The organism is Microcoleus sp. Pol17C6 (assembly GCF_036701145.1).
Classification (GTDB): domain Bacteria; phylum Cyanobacteriota; class Cyanobacteriia; order Cyanobacteriales; family Microcoleaceae; genus Microcoleus.
The window spans coordinates 1-19,840 of sequence record NZ_JAUBQH010000057.1; the positions used below are offsets into that span (position 1 = coordinate 1).

General features: G+C 45.8%; 18 protein-coding genes and 2 pseudogenes. 15 read left to right on the forward strand and 5 right to left on the reverse strand.

Annotation, left to right across the window (positions count from 1 at the left end):
- The 9 genes and pseudogenes from QUA25_RS22770 to QUA25_RS22810 all read left to right on the forward strand — a co-directional run.
- Nucleotides 1-598, forward strand: a pseudogene (locus tag QUA25_RS22770) (ATP-binding cassette domain-containing protein); the annotation flags it as partial.
- 48 nt (nucleotides 599-646) lie between these two features.
- Nucleotides 647-1,438, forward strand: a complete 792-nt coding sequence (locus tag QUA25_RS22775; protein ID WP_333041403.1) for an ABC transporter permease — start codon at nucleotides 647-649, stop codon at nucleotides 1,436-1,438.
- Nucleotides 1,439-1,610: 172 nt separating this feature from the next.
- On the forward strand, nucleotides 1,611-2,513 hold the full coding sequence (locus QUA25_RS22780) for an Rpn family recombination-promoting nuclease/putative transposase (protein WP_333041404.1): 903 nt from the start codon (nucleotides 1,611-1,613) through the stop codon (nucleotides 2,511-2,513).
- A gap of 44 nt (nucleotides 2,514-2,557) precedes the next feature.
- Nucleotides 2,558-4,564: a Gldg family protein gene (locus QUA25_RS22785; protein ID WP_333041405.1), complete on the forward strand. Its 2,007-nt coding sequence runs from the start codon at nucleotides 2,558-2,560 to the stop codon at nucleotides 4,562-4,564.
- 253 nt (nucleotides 4,565-4,817) lie between these two features.
- Nucleotides 4,818-5,456 (forward strand): DUF4340 domain-containing protein, encoded by a 639-nt coding sequence (locus tag QUA25_RS22790; RefSeq protein WP_333041406.1) that lies wholly within the window; start codon nucleotides 4,818-4,820, stop codon nucleotides 5,454-5,456.
- A gap of 255 nt (nucleotides 5,457-5,711) precedes the next feature.
- Nucleotides 5,712-6,842 carry an ABC transporter ATP-binding protein gene (locus tag QUA25_RS22795; RefSeq protein WP_015177403.1) on the forward strand — a complete coding sequence of 377 codons (1,131 nt, stop codon included), beginning with the start codon at nucleotides 5,712-5,714 and terminating at the stop codon, nucleotides 6,840-6,842.
- A gap of 172 nt (nucleotides 6,843-7,014) precedes the next feature.
- Nucleotides 7,015-8,145: a spermidine/putrescine ABC transporter substrate-binding protein gene (locus QUA25_RS22800; protein WP_333041407.1), complete on the forward strand. Its 1,131-nt coding sequence runs from the start codon at nucleotides 7,015-7,017 to the stop codon at nucleotides 8,143-8,145.
- A gap of 154 nt (nucleotides 8,146-8,299) precedes the next feature.
- A complete protein-coding gene (locus QUA25_RS22805) occupies nucleotides 8,300-9,211 on the forward strand; it encodes an ABC transporter permease (RefSeq protein ID WP_333041408.1) in 912 nt (303 codons plus the stop codon).
- A 120-nt stretch (nucleotides 9,212-9,331) separates the two neighbouring features.
- The gene (locus QUA25_RS22810) at nucleotides 9,332-10,177 is read left to right on the forward strand and encodes an ABC transporter permease (RefSeq protein ID WP_333041409.1); all 846 of its coding nucleotides are present in this window, start codon (nucleotides 9,332-9,334) and stop codon (nucleotides 10,175-10,177) included.
- Between the two features lie 122 nt (nucleotides 10,178-10,299).
- On the opposite strand, the gene QUA25_RS22815 is transcribed toward QUA25_RS22810, so the two are convergent.
- Both QUA25_RS22815 and QUA25_RS22820 read right to left on the reverse strand, forming a co-directional pair.
- A complete protein-coding gene (locus QUA25_RS22815; RefSeq protein WP_333041410.1) occupies nucleotides 10,300-11,115 on the reverse strand; it encodes a fatty acid desaturase in 816 nt (271 codons plus the stop codon).
- Nucleotides 11,116-11,474: 359 nt separating this feature from the next.
- Nucleotides 11,475-12,287 carry an acyl-CoA desaturase gene (locus QUA25_RS22820; RefSeq protein WP_194063518.1) on the reverse strand — a complete coding sequence of 271 codons (813 nt, stop codon included), beginning with the start codon at nucleotides 12,285-12,287 and terminating at the stop codon, nucleotides 11,475-11,477.
- An 80-nt stretch (nucleotides 12,288-12,367) separates the two neighbouring features.
- Between QUA25_RS22820 and QUA25_RS22825 the strand changes: the two genes are divergently transcribed.
- Complete coding sequence (locus QUA25_RS22825) at nucleotides 12,368-13,600, forward strand: methionine gamma-lyase family protein (RefSeq protein WP_333041411.1); 1,233 nt, start codon at nucleotides 12,368-12,370, stop codon at nucleotides 13,598-13,600.
- A gap of 156 nt (nucleotides 13,601-13,756) precedes the next feature.
- Here QUA25_RS22825 and QUA25_RS22830 read toward each other — a convergent pair whose 3' ends face one another.
- Nucleotides 13,757-14,077, reverse strand: coding sequence for a DUF2834 domain-containing protein (locus QUA25_RS22830; RefSeq protein ID WP_333041412.1), 321 nt, complete (start codon nucleotides 14,075-14,077; stop codon nucleotides 13,757-13,759).
- A 46-nt stretch (nucleotides 14,078-14,123) separates the two neighbouring features.
- Nucleotides 14,124-14,756: a Vat family streptogramin A O-acetyltransferase gene (locus QUA25_RS22835; RefSeq protein ID WP_333041413.1), complete on the reverse strand. Its 633-nt coding sequence runs from the start codon at nucleotides 14,754-14,756 to the stop codon at nucleotides 14,124-14,126.
- 235 nt (nucleotides 14,757-14,991) lie between these two features.
- On the opposite strand from QUA25_RS22835, the gene QUA25_RS22840 reads away from it, so the two are divergent.
- Nucleotides 14,992-15,153, forward strand: coding sequence for a hypothetical protein (locus QUA25_RS22840; protein WP_333041414.1), 162 nt, complete (start codon nucleotides 14,992-14,994; stop codon nucleotides 15,151-15,153).
- 98 nt (nucleotides 15,154-15,251) lie between these two features.
- Here QUA25_RS22840 and QUA25_RS22845 read toward each other — a convergent pair whose 3' ends face one another.
- The gene (locus QUA25_RS22845; protein WP_333041415.1) at nucleotides 15,252-15,746 is read right to left on the reverse strand and encodes a hypothetical protein; all 495 of its coding nucleotides are present in this window, start codon (nucleotides 15,744-15,746) and stop codon (nucleotides 15,252-15,254) included.
- 210 nt (nucleotides 15,747-15,956) lie between these two features.
- Here QUA25_RS22845 and QUA25_RS22850 point away from each other — a divergent pair, with 210 nt between their 5' ends.
- The 4 genes and pseudogenes from QUA25_RS22850 (at nucleotide 15,957) to QUA25_RS22865 (ending at nucleotide 19,804) form a co-directional block, all read left to right on the forward strand.
- On the forward strand, nucleotides 15,957-16,418 hold the full coding sequence (locus QUA25_RS22850; RefSeq protein WP_333041416.1) for a GNAT family N-acetyltransferase: 462 nt from the start codon (nucleotides 15,957-15,959) through the stop codon (nucleotides 16,416-16,418).
- A gap of 49 nt (nucleotides 16,419-16,467) precedes the next feature.
- Nucleotides 16,468-16,839: a DUF2237 domain-containing protein gene (locus QUA25_RS22855; RefSeq protein WP_333041417.1), complete on the forward strand. Its 372-nt coding sequence runs from the start codon at nucleotides 16,468-16,470 to the stop codon at nucleotides 16,837-16,839.
- 113 nt (nucleotides 16,840-16,952) lie between these two features.
- A pseudogene (locus QUA25_RS22860) lies at nucleotides 16,953-17,207 on the forward strand (ABC transporter ATP-binding protein); the annotation flags it as partial.
- 404 nt (nucleotides 17,208-17,611) lie between these two features.
- A complete protein-coding gene (locus QUA25_RS22865; RefSeq protein WP_333041418.1) occupies nucleotides 17,612-19,804 on the forward strand; it encodes an alkaline phosphatase D family protein in 2,193 nt (730 codons plus the stop codon).
- The last annotated feature ends 36 nt before the right edge of the window (nucleotides 19,805-19,840 follow it).

Genomic DNA, 19,840 nt, shown 5'->3' on the forward strand with positions numbered 1-19,840 from the left:
AACACCAAAGTCGAACCAACCTTCTCAACCAGAACCGGTTGTCGAAAATCTCGAATTTTCAGAAACACCAAAGTCGAACCAACCTTCTCAACCAGAACCGGTTGTCGAAAATCTCGAATTTTCAGAAACACCAAAGTCGAACCAACCTTCTCAACCAGAACCGGTTGTCGAAAATCTCGAATTTTCAGAAACACCAAAGTCGAACCAACCTTCTCAACCAGAACCGGTTGTCGAAAATCTCGAATTTTCAGAAACACCAAAGTCGAGCCAACCTTCTCAACCAGAACCCGAACCGATTTTAGATGCGCAAAAGTTGATCGAACGTTCTCAACCAGAATCCGAATCGATTGTAGATTCACCAAAGTCGAGCGAACATTCTCAACCAGAATCCGAACCGATTCTAGATTCACCAAAGTCGAGCGAACATTCTCAACCAGAATCCGAACCAGTTGTAAAAAAACGGCCACTTAAAAAAAAGCCACAACCAACTAGCGATTCTCGACCAGAACAGCCACCTATTACCAGAAAGCGACAAATAGAAAGAAAGCAACAGGATAGCGACGGCAGCGAAACACCACCCGCAGGCGACTCAGAATGAACCAATTACCAATGGCCAATTACCCATTCCCATTCCTAAAGGTTAGTAATGCTTAGTAATATTATCGCAATTTACCGCAAAGAACTACAAAGCTATTTTGCCTCGCCATTAGCCTATGCCATCGCAGCAGTCTTTTGGCTAATCACCGGCTACTTTTTAATAGCTATCCTCCTCGCCCCCGACGGGTTAATTCCCCAAATCGGCCAGCGAGACCAAATGGGAATTACCGAACCTCCCATCGACGTAGCCTACGAATTCCTGCAACTCTTTCTGCGAATCATGGGTTCCCTTTCCTTGTTCGTACTACCCGCACTCTCAATGGGACTTTACGCAGAAGAACGCAAACGCGGCACCTTAGAACTATTAGCCACATCGCCCTTAACAAACTGGGCAGTTGCTACCGGCAAACTCCTGGGAGTTTTAACATTTTATACCACAATGTTGCTGCCTCTGCTGTTCTGCGAGGCGATCGCCCTCAGTTCCTCAACCCCACCCGTACCCCCCGGAGTTCTTCTGCTAGGACACGCCGGCTTAATCTTACTAGCAGCAGGAGTATTGTCCCTCGGAATGTTTATTTCCTCCCTCACCGACAGCACAATTTTATCCGCCATCCTCACCTTCACTCTAGTATTATTTCTCTGGGTGATCGATGCAGTCGCCGTCAGTATCGGTGGCCCCTTCGGCACAGCATTAGGACATTTGTCGCTCTTAACAAATTACACCAATCTTGTCAAGGGAGTTTTCGATACCAGCAGTTTAATTATGTTTGCCAGTTACATCATTTTAGGAGTATTTCTGACCGCCCAATCCATCGATGCGCTGCGATATCAGCGTTCCTAAAAGCATCAGGGAAGGCTTCGGTGAATAAAGAGGAAAGAGTGGGAAAGTAGGAGATTTGGAGAGTTGCACATTAAAGTAAACACCACCAATTCCCAATCCCCAATTCCCAATTCCCAATTCCCAGTTCCCAATTCCCAATTAATGTTAGTTATTCCACTAATTACTTGAAAGAATGAGATTTATTAATCCCAAAATCGACTTTGCGTTCAAAAAAATATTCGGTTCCAGCGACAGCAAAGACATCCTGATTAATTTTTTAAACGCCATCCTTTATGAAGCCCAGCCGGTCATCGAAGACTTAGAAATAATCGACTCCCAACCAGAACCTCCAACTCTGGCAACCCAAGACACACACCTAGATGTCAAAGCCACAATTAACGGCGGTAGAATCGCCCTAGTTGAAATTCAACTGATCAACGTGCCTTCCTTTGGAAACAGAGTTTTGTACAATGCTGCCAAAAGCTACAGCCAGCAATTAACAGGGAAAGAACGCTACGAAAGACTAAAAACAGTAATTTCCTTGAAAATTGCCGACTTTGAAATGTTTGAAAATCAGCCGGAATTTATGTCAAAGTTTGTTTTTCAAGAAAAAGAGCAACAGTTTGAGTGTCCAGATACTGAAATAGAATTAGTATTTATCGAACTGCCAAAATTTAGCAAGGGATTAGCAGAATTAGAAACAGCCGCTGATCAATGGATTTACTTTCTAGAAAATACCAGCACTCTGGAGACAGTACCAGAAACATTGAGGGCAGTTCCAGAAATTCAGAAAGCTTTTAGCATTGCCAGCGAGGACAACTTCACTCAGGAAGAATTAAATGAATTGCAGAAGCAAGAACTGTGGATTCAAGACCAGCAGATTGCCATAGATGTAGCAAGAGAACAGGTGACAAAAGCTGCTCAACTCTCGTTAATATTGCGTCAGCTAGTGAAGCGCTTAGGCACAATACAACCGGAAACTGAAAACTGCATCCGTGAATTAGGGGTAGAGGAATTAGAAGCACTAGGAGATGCCGTGCTGGATTTCAACCATCAGTCAGATTTAACAGCATGGTTGCAGGCTAATGCGATATAGAATAACATCCTCGAAGCGGAATTTTCTCACTCAATATTTACATTATGAAAATTAGCAAAAAAAATTGGAAATATGTTTTTTTGCTGGGCCCCCTCCTCATCGCAGCGGGGGTAACAGCAGCACTTGTATCTGGAGTATGGGACCCCCTGACAGTCGGTTTAGTTATTGCCGGAGCAGTGACGATCGCACTTTGGCTGCTATATTTGAGTTACGAACAAAGCTTTTGGGGGCAGCGTTCCACTCAAGCCAGCACCAACGCCCTGATTGCCACCCTCGCCGTCTTTGTGATTCTCGGAGTAATTAACTTCATAGCCGTTCGCTATCCCGTCCGCATCGACTTAACCGAAAGCCAACAATTTACCCTGGCCCCGCAGACTCAACAAATACTGCGAAACCTGCAACAAACAGTCAAAGTTTGGGTATTTGACCCCATCCAAAACCCCCAAATTAAAGAATTGCTGCAAAGCTACAAACGCGAGGGAGGCGACAAGTTCCAATTCGAGTTTGTTGACCCGCAGGCCCAACCGGGAAAAGCGCGGGAATTTAGTATTACCAGCATCGGAGAAGTTTACCTGCAATCCGGCGACAAAAAACAGGTATTGCAAAAAGGTGGCACTGCTTTTGGTAGCGACCCAAATCAAGGTCTTTCAGAGATAAAACTTACCAATGGCTTAGAAGAAATCCTGAGCACTCGCGTTGCTACAGTTTACTTTTTGCAAGGCAAAGGATCCCGCCCGCTACAGGAAGGTCAAGGCGGAATTCAGCAAGCTGAAAAAGCTCTGAAAGATAAATACTACAACGCCCAAACACTGAATTTGACCGAACGCAAAGAAGTGCCAGAAGATGCAGATGCTTTAATCGTTCCCGGGCCGGACAAACCGTTTTCCGATACAGAAATTAAAGCACTAAGAGCTTATCTCGATCGCGGCGGCAGTTTATTGTTAATGGTAGACCCGGCAATTGATACGGGATTGGACAAATTTCTGCAAGAATGGGGCGTCAAACTAGACGCCCGTTTGGCCATCGATGCTTCGGGCACTGGTCAAAGATTTGGCCTGGGCCCTACGGTTCCGACAGTCAGGCGCTACGGCGAACATCCTATTACTCAAAGTTTTGGCACCGGTATTTCATTTTATCCATTTGCGCGTGCTTTGGAAACCTCGCCCGTAGAAGGGATAGAGGAAAAACCGCTGATTTGGACGAGTCAGGAAAGTTGGGCGGAAAGCGATTTGACGACTAAGAAATTGGAGTTCGATCAGAAGACCGATCGACAAGGCCCGCTATTATTAGGTGTAGCTTTAGTTCGATCGTCCACTGACAGCACTCCCTTAAAGCCCTCCCCTTCACCAACACCAACTTCGCCCTCGCCTTCACCCCAAGCATCACCGACAACTTCGCTCTCGCCTTCACCCCAAGCATCACCGACAGATTCACCATCGCCGACAGATTCACCGTCGCCGACAGATTCCCCATCGCCGACAGATTCACCGTCGCCGACAACTTCGCCATCGCCGACAACTTCGCCATCGCCGACAACTTCGCCATCGCCGACAACTTCGCCATCGCCGACAACTTCCCCAACAGCTTCCCCAATCAGCTATTCAGTGATTGTCTCGCAAGAAGCTACGCCTCCAGCATTACCGACGACTTCGCCAACACCGGCAGCATCTCCCACAGCATCTCCCACAGAATCGGCAGAAAGTTCGCCAACACCAACACCCGCAGCATCTCCCACAGCATCTCCCAGTCCAACCGCAACTCCTTCCGCGCCTTCAACTCCTAGAAAAACATCGCGAATGGTAATAATTGGTACATCTCAATTTGTGACTAACGGTTGGTTTGACCAACAACTCAATAGCGACGTGTTTCTCAATTCAGTCAGTTGGTTGAGTAAACCAGACCAGCAAAGCTTTTCTATCAGCCCGAAAAAAGCTACCAACCGCCGTATTAACATGACGACCATCCAAGTAGGATTGCTGGTGTTAGCTTGGCTAATTTGGCCTTTACTCGGACTGGGAATTGGCGGCGCTATCTGGTGGAAGAGAAGATAAGTTCGCCAACAAATTCTCTAAGGAATTTAACGGATTTATTTGCCTCTTTCTGGTTTTTTCACCTCTTACCCATAACCAATTCCTAATTCCTAATTCCGCAAGGTGCGCCCGGTCGCGCACCTTACCAATTGTCAATTCCTAATACTTCGGCTACGCGAGCGTACAAGTTCCTAATTCCTAATTTCCCTAGGGTGCGTCTCTTACCAATTGCCCATACCCCATTCCCCATTACCATGCCGAATTCGCTGTTACTATGAAATTGCAGAAAAATACATTAGTATTGATAGCCGTCGCGCTGAGCATGACGGGGTTGGTTGCTTTGTTCGAGATGCAAGTATCTCCGAAACAGGAAGCCGCTAAGGAAGAAAAACAGAAAATTTTTGCTTTTAAGTCCGATCGCATACAATTCTTTACAGTCAAAACTCCCGAAAAAATATTGACTTTTGAACGAGTTTATGCTACAAAAGGAGGCAAGTCTAGCTGGGAAATGAAATTGCCAGTGCAAGCACACGCGAGTCAGGCATCGGTGGATTTTTTGCTCGACAGGCTGGCAACCGGAAAGAGCGATCGCACGATTAATATTACTGCTGCTCAACTGCCCGAATTCGGTCTCGACCAACCCCAAGCTACAGTCACAGTAAAACTGGACAACCAGGAAACTCACCGCCTAGTTTTAGGCAAAACAGACTTTAGTGGCCGCTTCTTGTACGCTCAAGCCAATCCGCCGGAAGCGCCCCCTCAAAATTCAGCCCAAAATTTGCCCGTGCTGCTAGTGCCTTTTGACTTTAAAAATGCCGTCCAGCGACCTTTGTCAGAGTGGAAAAAAGCAGAAGCACCCAAAACAGAGAAACCACAAAAACCCTCTCCCACGCCAAGTCCTGAGAACAAATAGATGCCCAGTCGCTCTGAGATGTTGCACCATTCTCAATAAGGCTTTTATGAACAGGCAAGATGCCTGTTCCACAAGAACATTTACTCTTTGTGGAACAGGCATCTTGCCTGTTGCTGACAATGGTGCGCTCTGGGATAGAATTTAAATAACAAATCCCAAAACCTGTTACATCCAACATTCCTCACCTAAAATACAGAAAAGTCTAAACTTAAACTGTATTTAAGTGGCGTGCATTACCCCCAGGAAAGGGCGAATATGTTTCAGACAGCACTCAACCAAGGTACGACAGCAACGGATACAGCGCTTGACGTTGAACTCCGCAAGGTCTTTAAGGTATTTAACGGCGAAACCGCAGTCCGTGGAGTTGACCTCAACATCCGCCAAGGAGAATTTTTTAGCATCCTCGGGCCCAGTGGCTGCGGCAAGACTACGACGCTGCGCTTAATCGCTGGGTTCGAGACTCCCTCGGCGGGCGAATTGATGATTCGCGGCCAGTCGATGACCAACACTCCAGCTTACCGCCGTCCGGTAAATACTGTGTTTCAAAGCTATGCTTTGTTCGGACACATGAATGTCTGGGACAATATCGCTTTTGGATTGCGGATAAAAAAACTGGGGAAAGCGGAAATTGAAGAACGGGTACGGGAAGTTTTGCAATTGGTGAAAATGGAATCTTTCGCCAACAGGTTTCCCGGTCAAATGTCGGGCGGCCAGCAGCAGCGGGTGGCTTTGGCGAGAGCTCTGGTAAATCGACCGGCGGTTCTGCTGCTGGACGAACCTCTGGGTGCTCTGGATTTGAAGTTGCGGAAGCAGATGCAGTTGGAACTGTCGAATTTGCATCAAGAATTGGGTTTGACTTTTGTGATGGTGACTCACGACCAAGAAGAGGCGATGAGTCTGTCTGACCGGATTGCGGTGATGCACGAGGGCAGGATTGAGCAAATTGGCTCTCCTGAAGAAATTTATGAGTGTCCGCAGACGGCTTTTGTGGCGGATTTTATTGGCGATACGAATTTGTTTGCGGGTACGGTAGAATCGATCGACCGATCGACTATCACAGTTCGCACATCAGCCAATCTGAAAATAGTCGTTCAGCAGTCGGATATGTGGAGTGGCGTCACAGGCGACTCTGTGGTGGTCAGCGTCCGGCCGGAAAAAGTATATTTGAATCTCTACCAGCCGGAAGTGTCGGTCAACTGTTTTGAAGGGCGGCTCAAAAATACTATGTACATGGGTACGCACGTTCATTACGTGGTTGAGTTGGCGTCGGGCGATAAAATTACGGTGCGCCAGCCAAATACCGGCGGTTCTTTCCCAGACCCGCACACGCCGATTTACGCTTATTGGGGAACTACTGATTGTCTCGCTTTGACCGATCGGAATTAGTCAGTTGGCAGTTGGTAGTTGGTATTAGTCATTAGTCATTGGTTATTTGTTGGTGGTTGGTTCTCCTAACAAATAACATAGGACAATTCCCAATTCCCAATTCCCAATTCCCCAATCTTCAATCTCCAAATCTAAAATCTAAAATCTAAAATCTAAAATCTAAAATCGAACTGTGCCTCCGACTAACTTACCAATTTCCAGGATTTTTCCGGCTAATTCTACACGCCGTCAGTTCCTAAAAAATTCGGCGGCGACAATTTCCGGGTTAGCTGTTTCGAGTTGCGGCTGGCGACTTGCAGACGTACAATCTGCTCCTCCCGTCAAAGGTTCGGCAGACCAACTTTTCATCTATACTTGGGCAGGCTATACCGATGACGCTTTGCTCGATCGCTTTGCCGAAAAAACAGGCATTCGCGTAGTGGCCGACGTGTTTAGCTCCAACGAAGAGATGCTGGCGAGAGTTCAAGCCGGTGGCGCGCGCGCCTACAGCATCATTTACCCGTCGGACTACATGGTGGTTCAGATGACGGAACTCGGGCTGTTGAGTCCATTAGACCACTCGATTTTGGGCGGGATCGATCGGCTCCGAAAACAGTTCCAAAACCCTGTTTATGACCCAGGAAACCGCTACAGCGTGCCTTTGAGTTGGGGAACCACAGGCTTGATTTACAACACCGAACAACTCAAAGAAGCTCCTGAAGATTGGGAATATTTGTGGCAGCACAAACAGGAGTTAGCAAAGCGAATGACGCTGGCGAGTGATGTTCGAGAAGTCATGGGCGCTGCGTTGCGGATGCTGGGCTATTCTCTGAATTCTACGAACCAAGAGCAAGTGAAACAAGCTTACGAAAAGTTGGTGGAACTCAAACCGGCGATCGCATCTTTTACTACTGATGCTTGGCGGCCTCAAATGCTGACGGGGGATTTGAAGGTAGCTATGTGTTATTCTTCTGATGCTAATGAAGTAATTTCAGATAACGATAAATTGAAGTATGTCGTCCCCAAAAGCGGTTCTTCTCTGTGGACTGACACTTTAGTAATTCCTAAAGGTTCTCCCAATCCCGAAGCAGCTTATAAATGGATTAACTTTATGCTGCAACCCGATGTGGCAGCTTCTTTAGTAGAGCGACTCAGTTTTTCAACTCCTTCGGAAGATGCTTTTAGTTTGTTGCCGCCGGAAGTGCGCGAAAACGACATTCTTTTCCCTTCGGAAGATATTTTGAAAAAGTGCGAAGGTGTGGCTCCGGTAGGGAAATTTATGGAAGTGTACGATCGCTATTGGACTCAATTAACCAGCGGCTAATCCTCAAAAGTAGGGCGGGTTTTACAGCCTATCTCTGATTCTCACCCAATATTTACATCAACCCGCCCCCGTACAGCAGATAGCCCACTCTATCCGTATTATATCCGCGTTAATCCGCGTTCATCAGCGGTTAAAAAATCAAAAAAATTGATCTATGGCTGTTTCAACTAGAACTCCCCCTCCTATTCCTCCCAATTCTCCTTTGAAGGCTGAAACTGTTTCCCCGTGGTCTGCTTGGGCTGGGCCACTGGCATTGCTCGGCCCTTCTGGCTTGTTGCTGCTTTTATTATTAGTCATACCAACTTTGGTGATTTTTCAGCTTAGTTTGGTGCCGAATATTAAACCGGGAGATTTGGTGAATCCTTCGGGAATCGGCAATTACCTGCGAGTGTTTGAGCCGCTGAATTTGCAGGTGATGGGTCGATCGCTTTTTTTCGCAACGGGGACTACTATTCTGTGTCTGCTACTGGGATTTCCCGTCGCTTACTGGATCGCCCTCAATGTCTCGAAAAAGTGGCGGAATTTAACTTTGTTAGGCTTTGTATTGCCGCTGTGGACTTCTTCGCTTTTGCGATCGTATGCTTGGATTACAATTTTGCGTCCTACGGGTGTTCTCAACTCGCTCCTGGGGTTTTTGGGCATCCCTCCTCTAGAATTGCTCAATCAAAGTTCCGCAGTTCTCATCGGCATGGCTTACAGTTATTTGCCTTATATCGTGACAATTCTCTACGCTTCTTTGGAAAAGTTAGACCGCAGGTTGCTAGAAGCATCTCAGGATTTGGGCGCGAATCCAGTGGAAACTTTCTGGAAAGTGACAGTACCTCAGACGATGCCGGGAATTGCTGCGGGTTCTTTGCTAGTATTTATTAGCAGTTTGGGCGATTTTGTCGATCCAGAGTTGCTCGGTGGAGCTTCCAGCATGACGGCGGCTCGTTTGATTTACAATCAGTTTTTGGGGGCAACTCAAAATTGGGGGCTGGGTTCGGCTCTGAGTATGGTATTAATCTTTGCAGTGAGTATCGGAATTGCCCTTTTGCTCAAATATGGCGATCGTAATGCAATTTAGGATGTAGAAGGAAGAAGCAATTTAGGATGTAGAAGGAAGAAGCAAGAAGGAAGAAAACAATCCTAATTTTTCCTATTACCAATTACCGATTACCGATTACCAATTACCGATTACCGAGAAATGGAAAATACCCCCGAAAATCCACAGGAGGAAATACAACCCGATATGTACTTAAAACCTAAATTTAAGATTTCTTGGCAGGTGATATTTGCCGTTGTGATGTTTTTTTATATGTACCTGCCCATCCTGGTACTCACCTTTTACAGCTTTAACAAATCGCGTTTTAGCGCCGGCTGGGAAGGATTTACTTTAGATTGGTACGTTAAATTATTTAGCGATACGCGGATTTTAGTTGCCCTGAGAAACAGTTTAACAGTGGCTGTTTGTGCAGTTGCAATCTCGGCTGTACTCGGCACTTTGATGGCAGTTGGTTTAGCCCGCTACCGCTTTCCTGGCAAGAGTTTATATCAGGGAGTTTCCTACTTGCCGATTATTATTCCAGATATTGCGACCGCAGTTGCTACTCTGGTATTTTTAGCGGCGCTGGCTATTCCTCTGAGTTTGTGGACAATTGTCGCCGCTCACATTGTGTTTTGTCTGGCTTACATCGCCCTAGCTGTTTCTACTAGATTGGCAGATTTAAACCCGTATTTAGAAGAGGCTGCCTTGGATTTGGGTGCAACGCCTGTTGAAGCTTTTATTCAGGTTTTGCTCCCTCAATTAATACCGGGAATTGTGTCGGGTTGTCTGCTATCTTTTGTCCTCAGCATGGACGATTTTTTGATTGCGAGTTTTACCGCAGGTAGCGGGACTACAACTCTGCCGATGGAAATTTTTAGCCGGATTCGGACTGGGGTGAAACCTGATATTAATGCTCTCAGCGTGCTGTTGATAGTAGGTTCGGGAGGATTGGCGTTTTTAGCGGAATATTTGCGCGGCCGGGGCGAGCAAAAACGGGCTCATTAGTCATTGGTCATTTGGTTATTAGTCACCAAAAAACCCGGTTTCTCAACGAAACCGGGTTTATGAAGCGGTATGGTGCCAAGTACGAACCCTACAAAAGTTCTGCGTCGAGGACTCAATTGCTGCTACTTGGCTGGTAATTTCACTTTAGTAGCCAAACCTAGTGCTTCCAAAACTTGAATTGTCATCCAAGTGAAGTCAATTTCCCACCTTTCCATCCCGTGACGCGCAGAGTATTGATAAGCATGGTGGTTGTTGTGCCAGCCTTCGCCGTAAGTCAAAAGCGCAACCCACCAACAGTTAGTAGAACTATCCTTTGTTTCGTAAGTGCGGTAGCCAAATTTGTGAGTGGCGCTGTTAACAAACCAGGTGCAGTGATACACCAAAACTAAGCGGACAAAAATTACCCACACTACAAACGGCCAGCCTGCTGCTAAGTAAAGCAAGACGCCAAAGACGATTTGCATCGGGAGAAAGTAGTTTTGCAAAAACTGGTAAAAGGGGTCGCTCGAAATGTCTTTTGTGCAGCGGGAAATTTCAGCGTGAGCTGGACCTTTATATAGCATCCAGCCGATGTGACTCCACCAAAAACCCTTTTGGGCATTGTGAGGGTCGAGCGCATTTTGGTCAGAGTGAGTGTGGTGCAATCGGTGCAGCCCAACCCAATCAATTATTCCTCCTTGACAGGCAAGGGCTCCGCAAAATGCTAGAAAGTATTCTACGAATTTTGGTGTCTGAAAACTGCGGTGGGTGAGCATACGATGCCATCCGAGAGTTATTCCCAAACCGCCGGTTATCCAGTGCATGAATACTGTTAAACCAACTGCTGTCCAATTGAAGTTACTGGGTAGCAGTGCGAACAAAGCGCCGATATGAAGTCCTGCTAAACTAATAACGTGCTTCCAATTGTATTGGAGTTTTTCTTGCGTTGCTATTGTCATTCTTTTTTTGATTTCTGATGAGATGCCGACCGGGATTCACGCATAATAGTTTGGATTGAGCAGTGAACTTTTTTGCTGCACACTTGCCCAAACTAATAAAGAATCAATGATAGATTTGGGATTAGGATTGAAAAAGATTTACGGTTGTATTTTGAAAATAAAAAATTTGGCTGCCCAACAAAATTTTTTCTTCCCAATTATATTATAACGGATTCTGGTTTTGGTTGGGTCGATCGCACCAGAGGATTCGATCTGTGTTCAACCCAACCTATACCGATCGCAAAAAACAGGATTAGGCATTGGTGACCAGCCATTAGTCCATAACTGATGACCTACAACCAATGACTAATTGCCGATCGCTATTTTTCTGCTAATTTCACTTTGGTTGCCAAACCCAGCGATTGCAGCAGTTGAATTGTCATCCAGGTGAAGTCGATTTCCCACCATTGAAGGCCGTGGCGAGCCGAGTATTGAAAAGCGTGGTGGTTGTTGTGCCAGCCTTCGCCGTAGGTGAGCAAAGCCACCCACCAGCAGTTGGTCGAGCGATCGCCCGACTCGTAGGTGCGGTAGCCGAATTTGTGGGTAGCGCTGTTAACCAGCCAAGTGCAGTGGAACACCACCACGATCCGCATAAACACGCCCCAAACCACGAAAGACCAGCCGCCTAATAAATAAAGCAACACACCGAAGACAACTTGGATGGGGATAAAATATGCTTGGAGAAACTTGTATACTGGGTCGTCGCCGATGTCTTTAGTAAAGCGGGGGATTTCCACTCTGATCGGGAGATCCGAGAGCATCCAGCCCATGTGGCTCCACCAGAAGCCTTGATTGGAATCGTGGGGATCTGTTTCGGTGTCGGAATGTATGTGGTGTAACCGATGCATTCCTACCCAGTCGATCGGGCCACCTTCACAGGAAAGGGTACCGCAAATAACTAGAAAATACTCTAGCCATTTCGGTGTTTGAAAACTGCGGTGGGTGACGAGGCGGTGAAATCCGAGAGTAATTCCTAAACCACCTGTTACCCAATGCAGGAAGACTGCTAGCCCGACCGCAGACCAGCTAAAATTACCCGGCAGCAAAGCAAATAAAGCACCGATGTGCAGAAAGGCCATAAAGCCTACGACAGGCCAATCAGGAGAAGTTTTTTTGGAAGTTGCAATCGTCATGAATATATTATGTTTACAAACTAGGGGCCGCATCTACGCCATAATGAACAGCGCGCACGCAAAGGGTGAGCGAGGTATAGATGAATAGCGTTTCACGGCTACAGGAAGCAGAACAGGCACTCTTTCAGATTTTTTCTGGTATTGACACTACAGTCAAGCAAAATCTTCAACGAGTCTTAAAAGCTTTTCGCAGCCACCGGGTTGGAGTCCACCATTTTGCAGGGGTTACGGGTTACGGCCACGATGATTTGGGTCGGGAGACTTTGGACGGGGTGTTTGCCGAAGTGGTAGGGGCCCAGGCTGCGGCTGTCCGGGTACAGTTTGTTTCGGGTACTCACGCGATCGCCTGTGCTCTTTTTGGCATCCTGCGTCCTGGTGACGAAATGTTGGCAGTGGCTGGTTCTCCCTACGATACTTTAGAAGAAGTGATCGGCTTGCGGGGGCAAGGTCAAGGTTCACTGCTTGAGTTTGGCATTAGTTACCGTGAGTTGCCTCTAACTCGCGAAGGAAGTTTGGATTGGCAGGCATTGAGCTCTACTATTTCAGCAAAGACTCGCCTGGTTTTTATCCAGCGCTCTTGCGGCTATTCTTGGCGGTCGAGTTTGTCTATTTCTGAGATTGAAAAAATCGTCGCCATAGTCAAACATCAGAATCCTAACACAATTTGCTTTGTTGATAATTGTTACGGGGAGTTTGTGGATGATTGCGAACCTACTGCTGTGGGTGCGGATCTGATGGCTGGTTCTTTAATCAAAAATCCGGGGGGTACGATCGTCCCTGCTGGCGGTTACGTCGCCGGCAGGGCTGATTTGGTGGAGGCGGCAACTTGTCGCTTGACGGCGCCGGGAATTGGCAGCAGCGGCGGCGCAACTTTTGATTTGAATCGCTTGCTGTTTCAGGGTTTGTTTATGGCTCCCGGTTGTGTGGGGGAGGCGATGAAGGGCAATCATTTGACGGCTTATGTTTTTTATAAGTTGGGTTATCGAGTGAATCCTATGCCTTTGGCCAGAAGACGAGATGTGATTCAGGCGATCGAATTCGGTTCTGCTGATAAGTTAATTGCTTTTTGTAGGGCGGTTCAGCAAAATTCCCCCGTTGGTTCGTATTTAGACCCGGTGCCGGCTCCGATGCACGGGTATGAAAGTCAGTTGGTGATGGCTGGGGGTACTTTTATTGATGGGAGTACGTCGGAGTTTTCGGCTGACGGGCCTCTGCGGGAGCCTTACGTGGCTTTTTGTCAGGGGGGCACTCATTGGACTCATGTATCGATCGCTCTTGAGGATGCGATCGAAGCTGTGGGCCCAGCTAAGTAAGTTGTAGGGGCGGTGCGGTACGGGGGTTCCCTGACTTTGCATGGTGATTTTTGGGGATTTTTTGACCGCAGATGCAGGCAGATTGACGCTGATGTTGGGTTTTTAGATTGTGTAGGTTGGGTTTAGCGGAAGCCAAACCCAATAACTACAAAACTCTCAAGGTGTTTCTTCAAGTTTGCGCTGCCGCATTAGGAGAAATAAAGGCAAACCCAGGGAAACACCCACCAATAAGTTACTGGCAATATAAACCCACAAATTTTTCATTTTTAGACGCGAACCTTCGCTAAATACAAAAGTACCAAAAACCAGGGATGACACTATTACATCCATGCCGAAAAAACCGGAAATTTGATTGGCAAACAAGTCCCTGAAGAAAGCGTTAATATTCAACCCTTCTTCTAAGATAAACGGGACAAGCTGGGAGTATGGCAAAGCAGTGCCTAGAATACAGAAAAATAAGTAGGCAATTTTCAACATTTTCCTACCTCCACTTTGTTAATTTAAAATCGCTGTATTTGGGAGTTTACTCAGCATTGCTGAGTGCTTGAATATCGCCTTGCATAATTATGCTGACATTGCGCGAAATCTTGTCTATTTTCCAATCCCACCACCTAATTTCTAATAGTTGTGCAACTTCACCATCGCTAAAACGCTGTTTGATTGGATGTGCGGGGTTTCCACCGACAACGGTGTAAGCGGGAATGTCTTTTACTACAACGGATTTGGCGGCAATGACGGCACCGTCGCCGATTTTGACTCCGGGCATAATCAGGGATTCATAGCCGATCCAAACATCATTGCCAATGACGGTATCGCCTTTACTGGGCAGTTCCATTAATAAATTCATGGCTGTTTCCCAACCATTCCCAAAAACAGGAAAAGGATAAGTTGAAATCCCGTCTAGTTTGTGATTTGCACCGTTCATGATGAATTTGACTTTGGTGGCGATCGCACAAAATTTACCAATAATTAATTGGTCGTTTCCGTAGTTATAAAGTACATTTTTTTCAAAGTTTTCTGGTTCTATTGGATCGTCGTAATATGAGTAATCGCCGACGATAATGTTGGGGGATTTAATAAAGTTTTTGATGAAGCATACGCGCCGCTGATCGGCCATCGGATAAGGTCGGTTTGGATCGGGCCCAATTTCTGTCATAAATTTCCATCCTTATTCGTTAAGCTGCTGGATTGATGTAGTGTTAATTCGAGTTAGGTTGCCTTGTGTTTCAGTAACATAGAGTAATAGAGTTTGTCAAGGGGTGGGCGATAAATTTTGGGTCGATCGCCCTGCAAGAAATGAGACAAAATGGTAAAAGCCAACATCCATCCGCGTTCCGAAGCGATTAAAATCCCAAATTAATATTAAACAAGCGATCGCAGTGAGATAATTTATGAGAGTACGAACCTACAAAATCGGTGATACCCAACAAATTGTAAAACAGTTTTACGACACCTTACCATTGGAAGATGCGATCGCCAAATACAGAGCAGTGGAACCCCCTTCTACTCGGGTGAAAATGGCCCGCGGCTTGGGAATTTGCCTGGGAGACTAACACAGAAGTTACCCAACTTGTACCTTAAAAAAGGTTCGTAGTTGCGCTTGGGCCCTCCGGAATACCCAAGCGCAACTAAAAACCTACTTTTCTAGCAATTACCGCAGCAGCAATGAGGCGATCGCCTTCAATAATTCCTGGCATTCGTCCGCAGTTAACAAGTCATCAGAATTACGAACCAGACAGTTATAAATATAATGCGCCGCTTGAATTTGCTCCGCCACTTTGTAGCCTTCCCAAACTTCCTTATTGGGAATAATAAACAGCCAACTTGCCAGCATCTTTTTTTGAAGGATTAGAGAATTAGGGTGAGATTCAAACAGCACCTCGGTTGAACCCGATAAAAAGCGGCGGATCTCAAACCCCGTCGAATTTATTTCCTGCTTTAAAGCTTGTAAAAAAATATATTGATAAACCGTAATTAAGCTATAATTTTCTAAGAGAGTCTCAGCGAGTTGCTCTTGAAAAAAATCGATATCTTCACTTTGGCAGCAAAGCATATCTGGCAAAGGCAAAGCCAAAACTTCGGGATGATTGACTCGACCCCAAATGTGGGTGAGAACGTGGTCTCTACTTAAAGTCCGAAAGTCCATACTTTTAGAGCCAACAGTTAGCTTATGAAAAAAAAAGGAAAGATTAAATGATTTTCACCATAACAGATTAATTTCCTCCAAACCTTCCCATTCCACCTATTTTAAATTACTTGTAGCTCATTTAGCAGAGTCGGGAAATCACCCGATCGGATTATCTTTGAGAGTGAGGTCGATCGAGGCACACAATCTAATTAACAGCGGAGACTATTTATGAGAATACGAACTTACGAAATCGGTGATACCCAACAAATTGTAAAACTTTTTTACGACACCGTACACGAAGTAAACATCCGCGATTACACAAAAGCACAAGTAGATGCTTGGGCTCCAGCAGAGATAAATATCGAAAGTTGGACTAAAAGTTTAAGCAGTAAATTTACTTTCGTAGCAGAAGAGGGTGATAAAATTGCTGGTTTTGGGGAGTTGGAAGCAAACGGTCATATCGATCGCTTTTACTGTCATCAAGATTTTCAAAGACAAGGAGTCGGCAGGCTAATTTTAAAACAAATTGAGTCAAAAGCCAAAGACTTAGGAATTAACTATTTATTTACCGAAGCCAGCATTACAGCTCGACCTTTTTTTGAAAGCCAGGGATTTATGGTGATTAGAAAACAAGAAGTAGAACGGCGAGGACAACAATTCATCAACTTTGTCATGGAAAAAAATATATAAACAACGATTTGTGTAAAATTAGATCGAAGAGTTTTACTCAGGAGTTGCGATGGTGACGGAAGCTACAAATGTGCTGGGCGGAAAGTTAGAGACTTGCTGCACTTCGCCAATGACGGGCTATTATCGAGACGGCAAATGCAATACAGGTGGTGGCGACTTTGGGGCTCACACTGTTTGTGCTCAACTTACGGAAGAGTTTTTGCAATTCACTAAATCGAATGGAAATGATTTGAGCACTCCGGTTCCTGAATTTAACTTTCCCGGTTTGAAGCCTGGGGATTGCTGGTGTTTGTGCGCGTCTCGCTGGAAGGAAGCAATGGATGCAGGAGTTGCGCCGCCTGTGGTTTTGGCTGCGACTCACGCCTTGACTTTGGAATACGTTTCTTTGGATGAATTGAAGCAGCACGCTGCTGATTTGTAGGAGGATGTTGGTGTGCGATCGCTTTTAGTCAATAAGGGCGATCGTCTTTTTCTGATGAACATCAAGTCAATGGATTTGAGATTTGAGATCGATCGCCACTCAAATATTTAAGTGCGATCGCTCGTCATTTCGAGATTTTACTATTAGAGGAACCTACGGCTTTACTCGATCCTGATTCTCAGTGATATTTGGTACCCGCGGTGCAGCGTTTGGTCAAAAATTGCGGGCTGACGGCTTTGTGGGTGACTCACCGTTTGGATAAGTTGAATTATTGCGATCGGGCTTTTTTGTTGGAGAAGTGTGAAGTGCTCGCTCGGGGCGATGCACCAAGGTTAAAGCAGCGGTTGATGCAAATTCAGGAAGTTTAGTCGCTGAAGTTTGGCCAGAATTAGCGATCGCATTTCATCGGAGGTGATATTAAAGGTAAAACAAGGATGACTAACGGGACTTAGACAAAAACTGAAGCCATTTTGGCTTCCAACGCAGATAGAGAAATACTTTTAGCTAGAATGGGTCTTAACCGAGTTAGACCAAGGGTTTCAGACATTTTTATGTGATCGATTTCTTTCCATTCCCTAGAGAGGGTTTCAGCTTTTAAAGGGGCTGGAAAATGTTTAAGTCCCACTAAAAAGCTGGCTGTGTAAGTCTTCTTTTTTCTTCCTTCTTTCTTCTACTTAAAGATCGCGATCGCAACACTGCATAATCCTGTATAATCCTGTGAAGGCTATTTTGAGCCACCAGGGTCATTCAACAAAACTTCATATTTTTCCTTATGTTAGACGCTAAAACTCTATTTCAGGAAACCTACTATCTGGCTAAAAACCCAGAGGTAGCAGCCGCTCTAGCCAAAGGAAACTTCCAAAACGGATTTGAACACTTCACCCAATTCGGTCAATTTGAGGGTCGCAACCCTAGGGCCCTATTCGATACTAATTATTATCTCCTGAATAACCCTGATGTTGCCACCGCTGTCAACAGCAAAGCTACCACAGCAATACAACACTTCATTAATTTTGGAGAATCAGAAGGCCGCAATCCTAGCCCATTCTATAACAACAGCTATTATCTAGGGAAAAATCTCGATGTTGCTGCGGCTGTTGATCGCGATGAAATTACTGGTATTGGTCACTTCATCCAATTTGGTGAATCGGAAAACCGCAGTCCTAGCCCTTTATATAACGATAGCTATTATCTGGCAAAAAACCCAGATATTACTGCTGCTGTTGAGCGCGACGAACTCACTGGCATTGAACACTTTATCAATTTTGGTGCTGCTGAAGGGCGAGATGTCACCCCATTTATTAAGTCTGGTGACTCAACCTTGCCAAATGGCGTTGCTTCTGGAGATACCACCCAAACTTCAACTGTTTTGTGGACTCGCAGCACAGTTCTGGGTAATGTTGTCTTTGAATACTCCACAGATCCAAACTTCAGTAACAATCTCGGTACTCTCACAGATACCGTCACCGATGTTACCCTACCCGTGAAAGCTCAACTGACGAATTTAAACCCTGGTACTCAATATTTTTATCGAGTGCGTGATGCCGCTGGCACTTCAGCAGTTGGGCAATTCCGCACTGCTGCTGAGTTGGGAAATCGCCAGGGTTTACGATTTGGGGTAGCAGGCGACTGGCAAGGTCAACTTACTCCTTTCCCGGCGATCGCAAATGCGCCGGAACGCAATCTAGACTTTTTTGTTCGCCTCGGCGACAGCGCTTATGTAGACGATCTATCACCAGATTTGCCGGGAGTCAGACAACCTAAAACTTTTGAAGAGTTTAGCACCAAGCACAATGAAGTCTACGCTCAACGTTATGGCCTCAATACCTGGGCTGATTTGCAGGCTTCCACCACCATCTATGCTAGCTGGGATGACCACGAACTCACAAATGATTTTGCCGGGGGTGCAACACCTACTGAGTCGCCGCAAAAAGAAGGAATTTTCGGGACGGGGGGAGGCTTTGTCAATGATACGCCTGTATTTGACATAGGTTTACAAGCATTTCAAGCCTACAATCCCGTGCGAAATGATTTTTATGGCAATACGGGCGACTCTCGCACTGCTAATGAGCAGAAACTTTATCGCTATAATACCTTCGGCAGTGATGCAGCTACATTTGTGTTAGACTTGCGCTCTTTCCGAGATAATTCTTTGAAAAGTATCCCAGAAACTTCCGACCAAGCTACTGTTAATAAGTTTCTCAATGATGCCTTTGCGCCCAATCGCACGCTGTTAGGGGCAGCGCAACTTCAAGACTTGAAAAATGACTTACTGAAAGCTCAACAAAATGGCATCACTTGGAAGTTTGTTATGTCAAGCGATCCGATACAAAATTTTGGTATTCCGGTTGCAGGCGATCGCTGGGAAGGTTATGCTGCTGAACGAACAGATTTGCTGCGTTTCATCAAAGAAAATAACATCAAAAATGTGGTCTTTGCCACCGGAGATTTTCACGGATATGTCGTGAATAATGTCACCTATCAAGAAGCCGCAGGTCAGCCGCAAATCCCTACGGATGTTATTGATGTAATGACCAGTCCTGTTGCTATTCAGTTGAACATCGGGCAAGGGCCGTTTGCCGCCCCCTTTGGCCCCGCAACAGTTGCTTTTACGCCCACCGCTTTGCTGCCACAATCGGAAAAAGATCGCTATAATGCATTGCCGACAAGGGAACAAAAAGATGCCTTTGTCCGCAATATTCTGGATACTCGGACAGCGCCGCTAGGATACGATCCAGTTGGTTTGGAAGGTTCTGGGATTGACGCTAGACTGATTCAGGGAGAGTATTTAGGAGTGCATACCTACGGCTGGAATGAGTTTGAAGTTGCTCCTGAGAGTCAGCAGTTGCGGGTAATAACTTATGGTATTGAACCTTACACGCAGTCTCAACTTGATGCTAATCCCAGTGCGATTATTAATCGAAAGCCGTTTATTGTCAGTGAGTTTGTTGTTAATCCTAAGTGATTAAATAGACATCTTGCAAAAATATCTAGGCGATTG

Bases quoted from the DNA above. Each gene is read 5' to 3' on its own strand.
- QUA25_RS22775 (WP_333041403.1), top strand. From the start codon at position 647: ATGCTTAGTAATATTATCGCAATTTACCGCAAAGAACTACAAAGCTAT.
- QUA25_RS22845 (WP_333041415.1), bottom strand. From the start codon at position 15,746: ATGGACTTTCGGACTTTAAGTAGAGACCACGTTCTCACCCACATTTGG.
- QUA25_RS22820 (WP_194063518.1), bottom strand. From the start codon at position 12,287: ATGACGATTGCAACTTCCAAAAAAACTTCTCCTGATTGGCCTGTCGTA.
- QUA25_RS22840 (WP_333041414.1), top strand. From the start codon at position 14,992: ATGAGAGTACGAACCTACAAAATCGGTGATACCCAACAAATTGTAAAA.
- QUA25_RS22805 (WP_333041408.1), top strand. From the start codon at position 8,300: ATGGCTGTTTCAACTAGAACTCCCCCTCCTATTCCTCCCAATTCTCCT.
- QUA25_RS22850 (WP_333041416.1), top strand. From the start codon at position 15,957: ATGAGAATACGAACTTACGAAATCGGTGATACCCAACAAATTGTAAAA.
- QUA25_RS22790 (WP_333041406.1), top strand. From the start codon at position 4,818: ATGAAATTGCAGAAAAATACATTAGTATTGATAGCCGTCGCGCTGAGC.
- QUA25_RS22780 (WP_333041404.1), top strand. From the start codon at position 1,611: ATGAGATTTATTAATCCCAAAATCGACTTTGCGTTCAAAAAAATATTC.
- QUA25_RS22855 (WP_333041417.1), top strand. From the start codon at position 16,468: ATGGTGACGGAAGCTACAAATGTGCTGGGCGGAAAGTTAGAGACTTGC.
- QUA25_RS22815 (WP_333041410.1), bottom strand. From the start codon at position 11,115: ATGACAATAGCAACGCAAGAAAAACTCCAATACAATTGGAAGCACGTT.
- QUA25_RS22810 (WP_333041409.1), top strand. From the start codon at position 9,332: ATGGAAAATACCCCCGAAAATCCACAGGAGGAAATACAACCCGATATG.
- QUA25_RS22825 (WP_333041411.1), top strand. From the start codon at position 12,368: ATGAATAGCGTTTCACGGCTACAGGAAGCAGAACAGGCACTCTTTCAG.
- QUA25_RS22785 (WP_333041405.1), top strand. From the start codon at position 2,558: ATGAAAATTAGCAAAAAAAATTGGAAATATGTTTTTTTGCTGGGCCCC.
- QUA25_RS22830 (WP_333041412.1), bottom strand. From the start codon at position 14,077: ATGTTGAAAATTGCCTACTTATTTTTCTGTATTCTAGGCACTGCTTTG.
- QUA25_RS22795 (WP_015177403.1), top strand. From the start codon at position 5,712: ATGTTTCAGACAGCACTCAACCAAGGTACGACAGCAACGGATACAGCG.
- QUA25_RS22835 (WP_333041413.1), bottom strand. From the start codon at position 14,756: ATGACAGAAATTGGGCCCGATCCAAACCGACCTTATCCGATGGCCGAT.
- QUA25_RS22865 (WP_333041418.1), top strand. From the start codon at position 17,612: ATGTTAGACGCTAAAACTCTATTTCAGGAAACCTACTATCTGGCTAAA.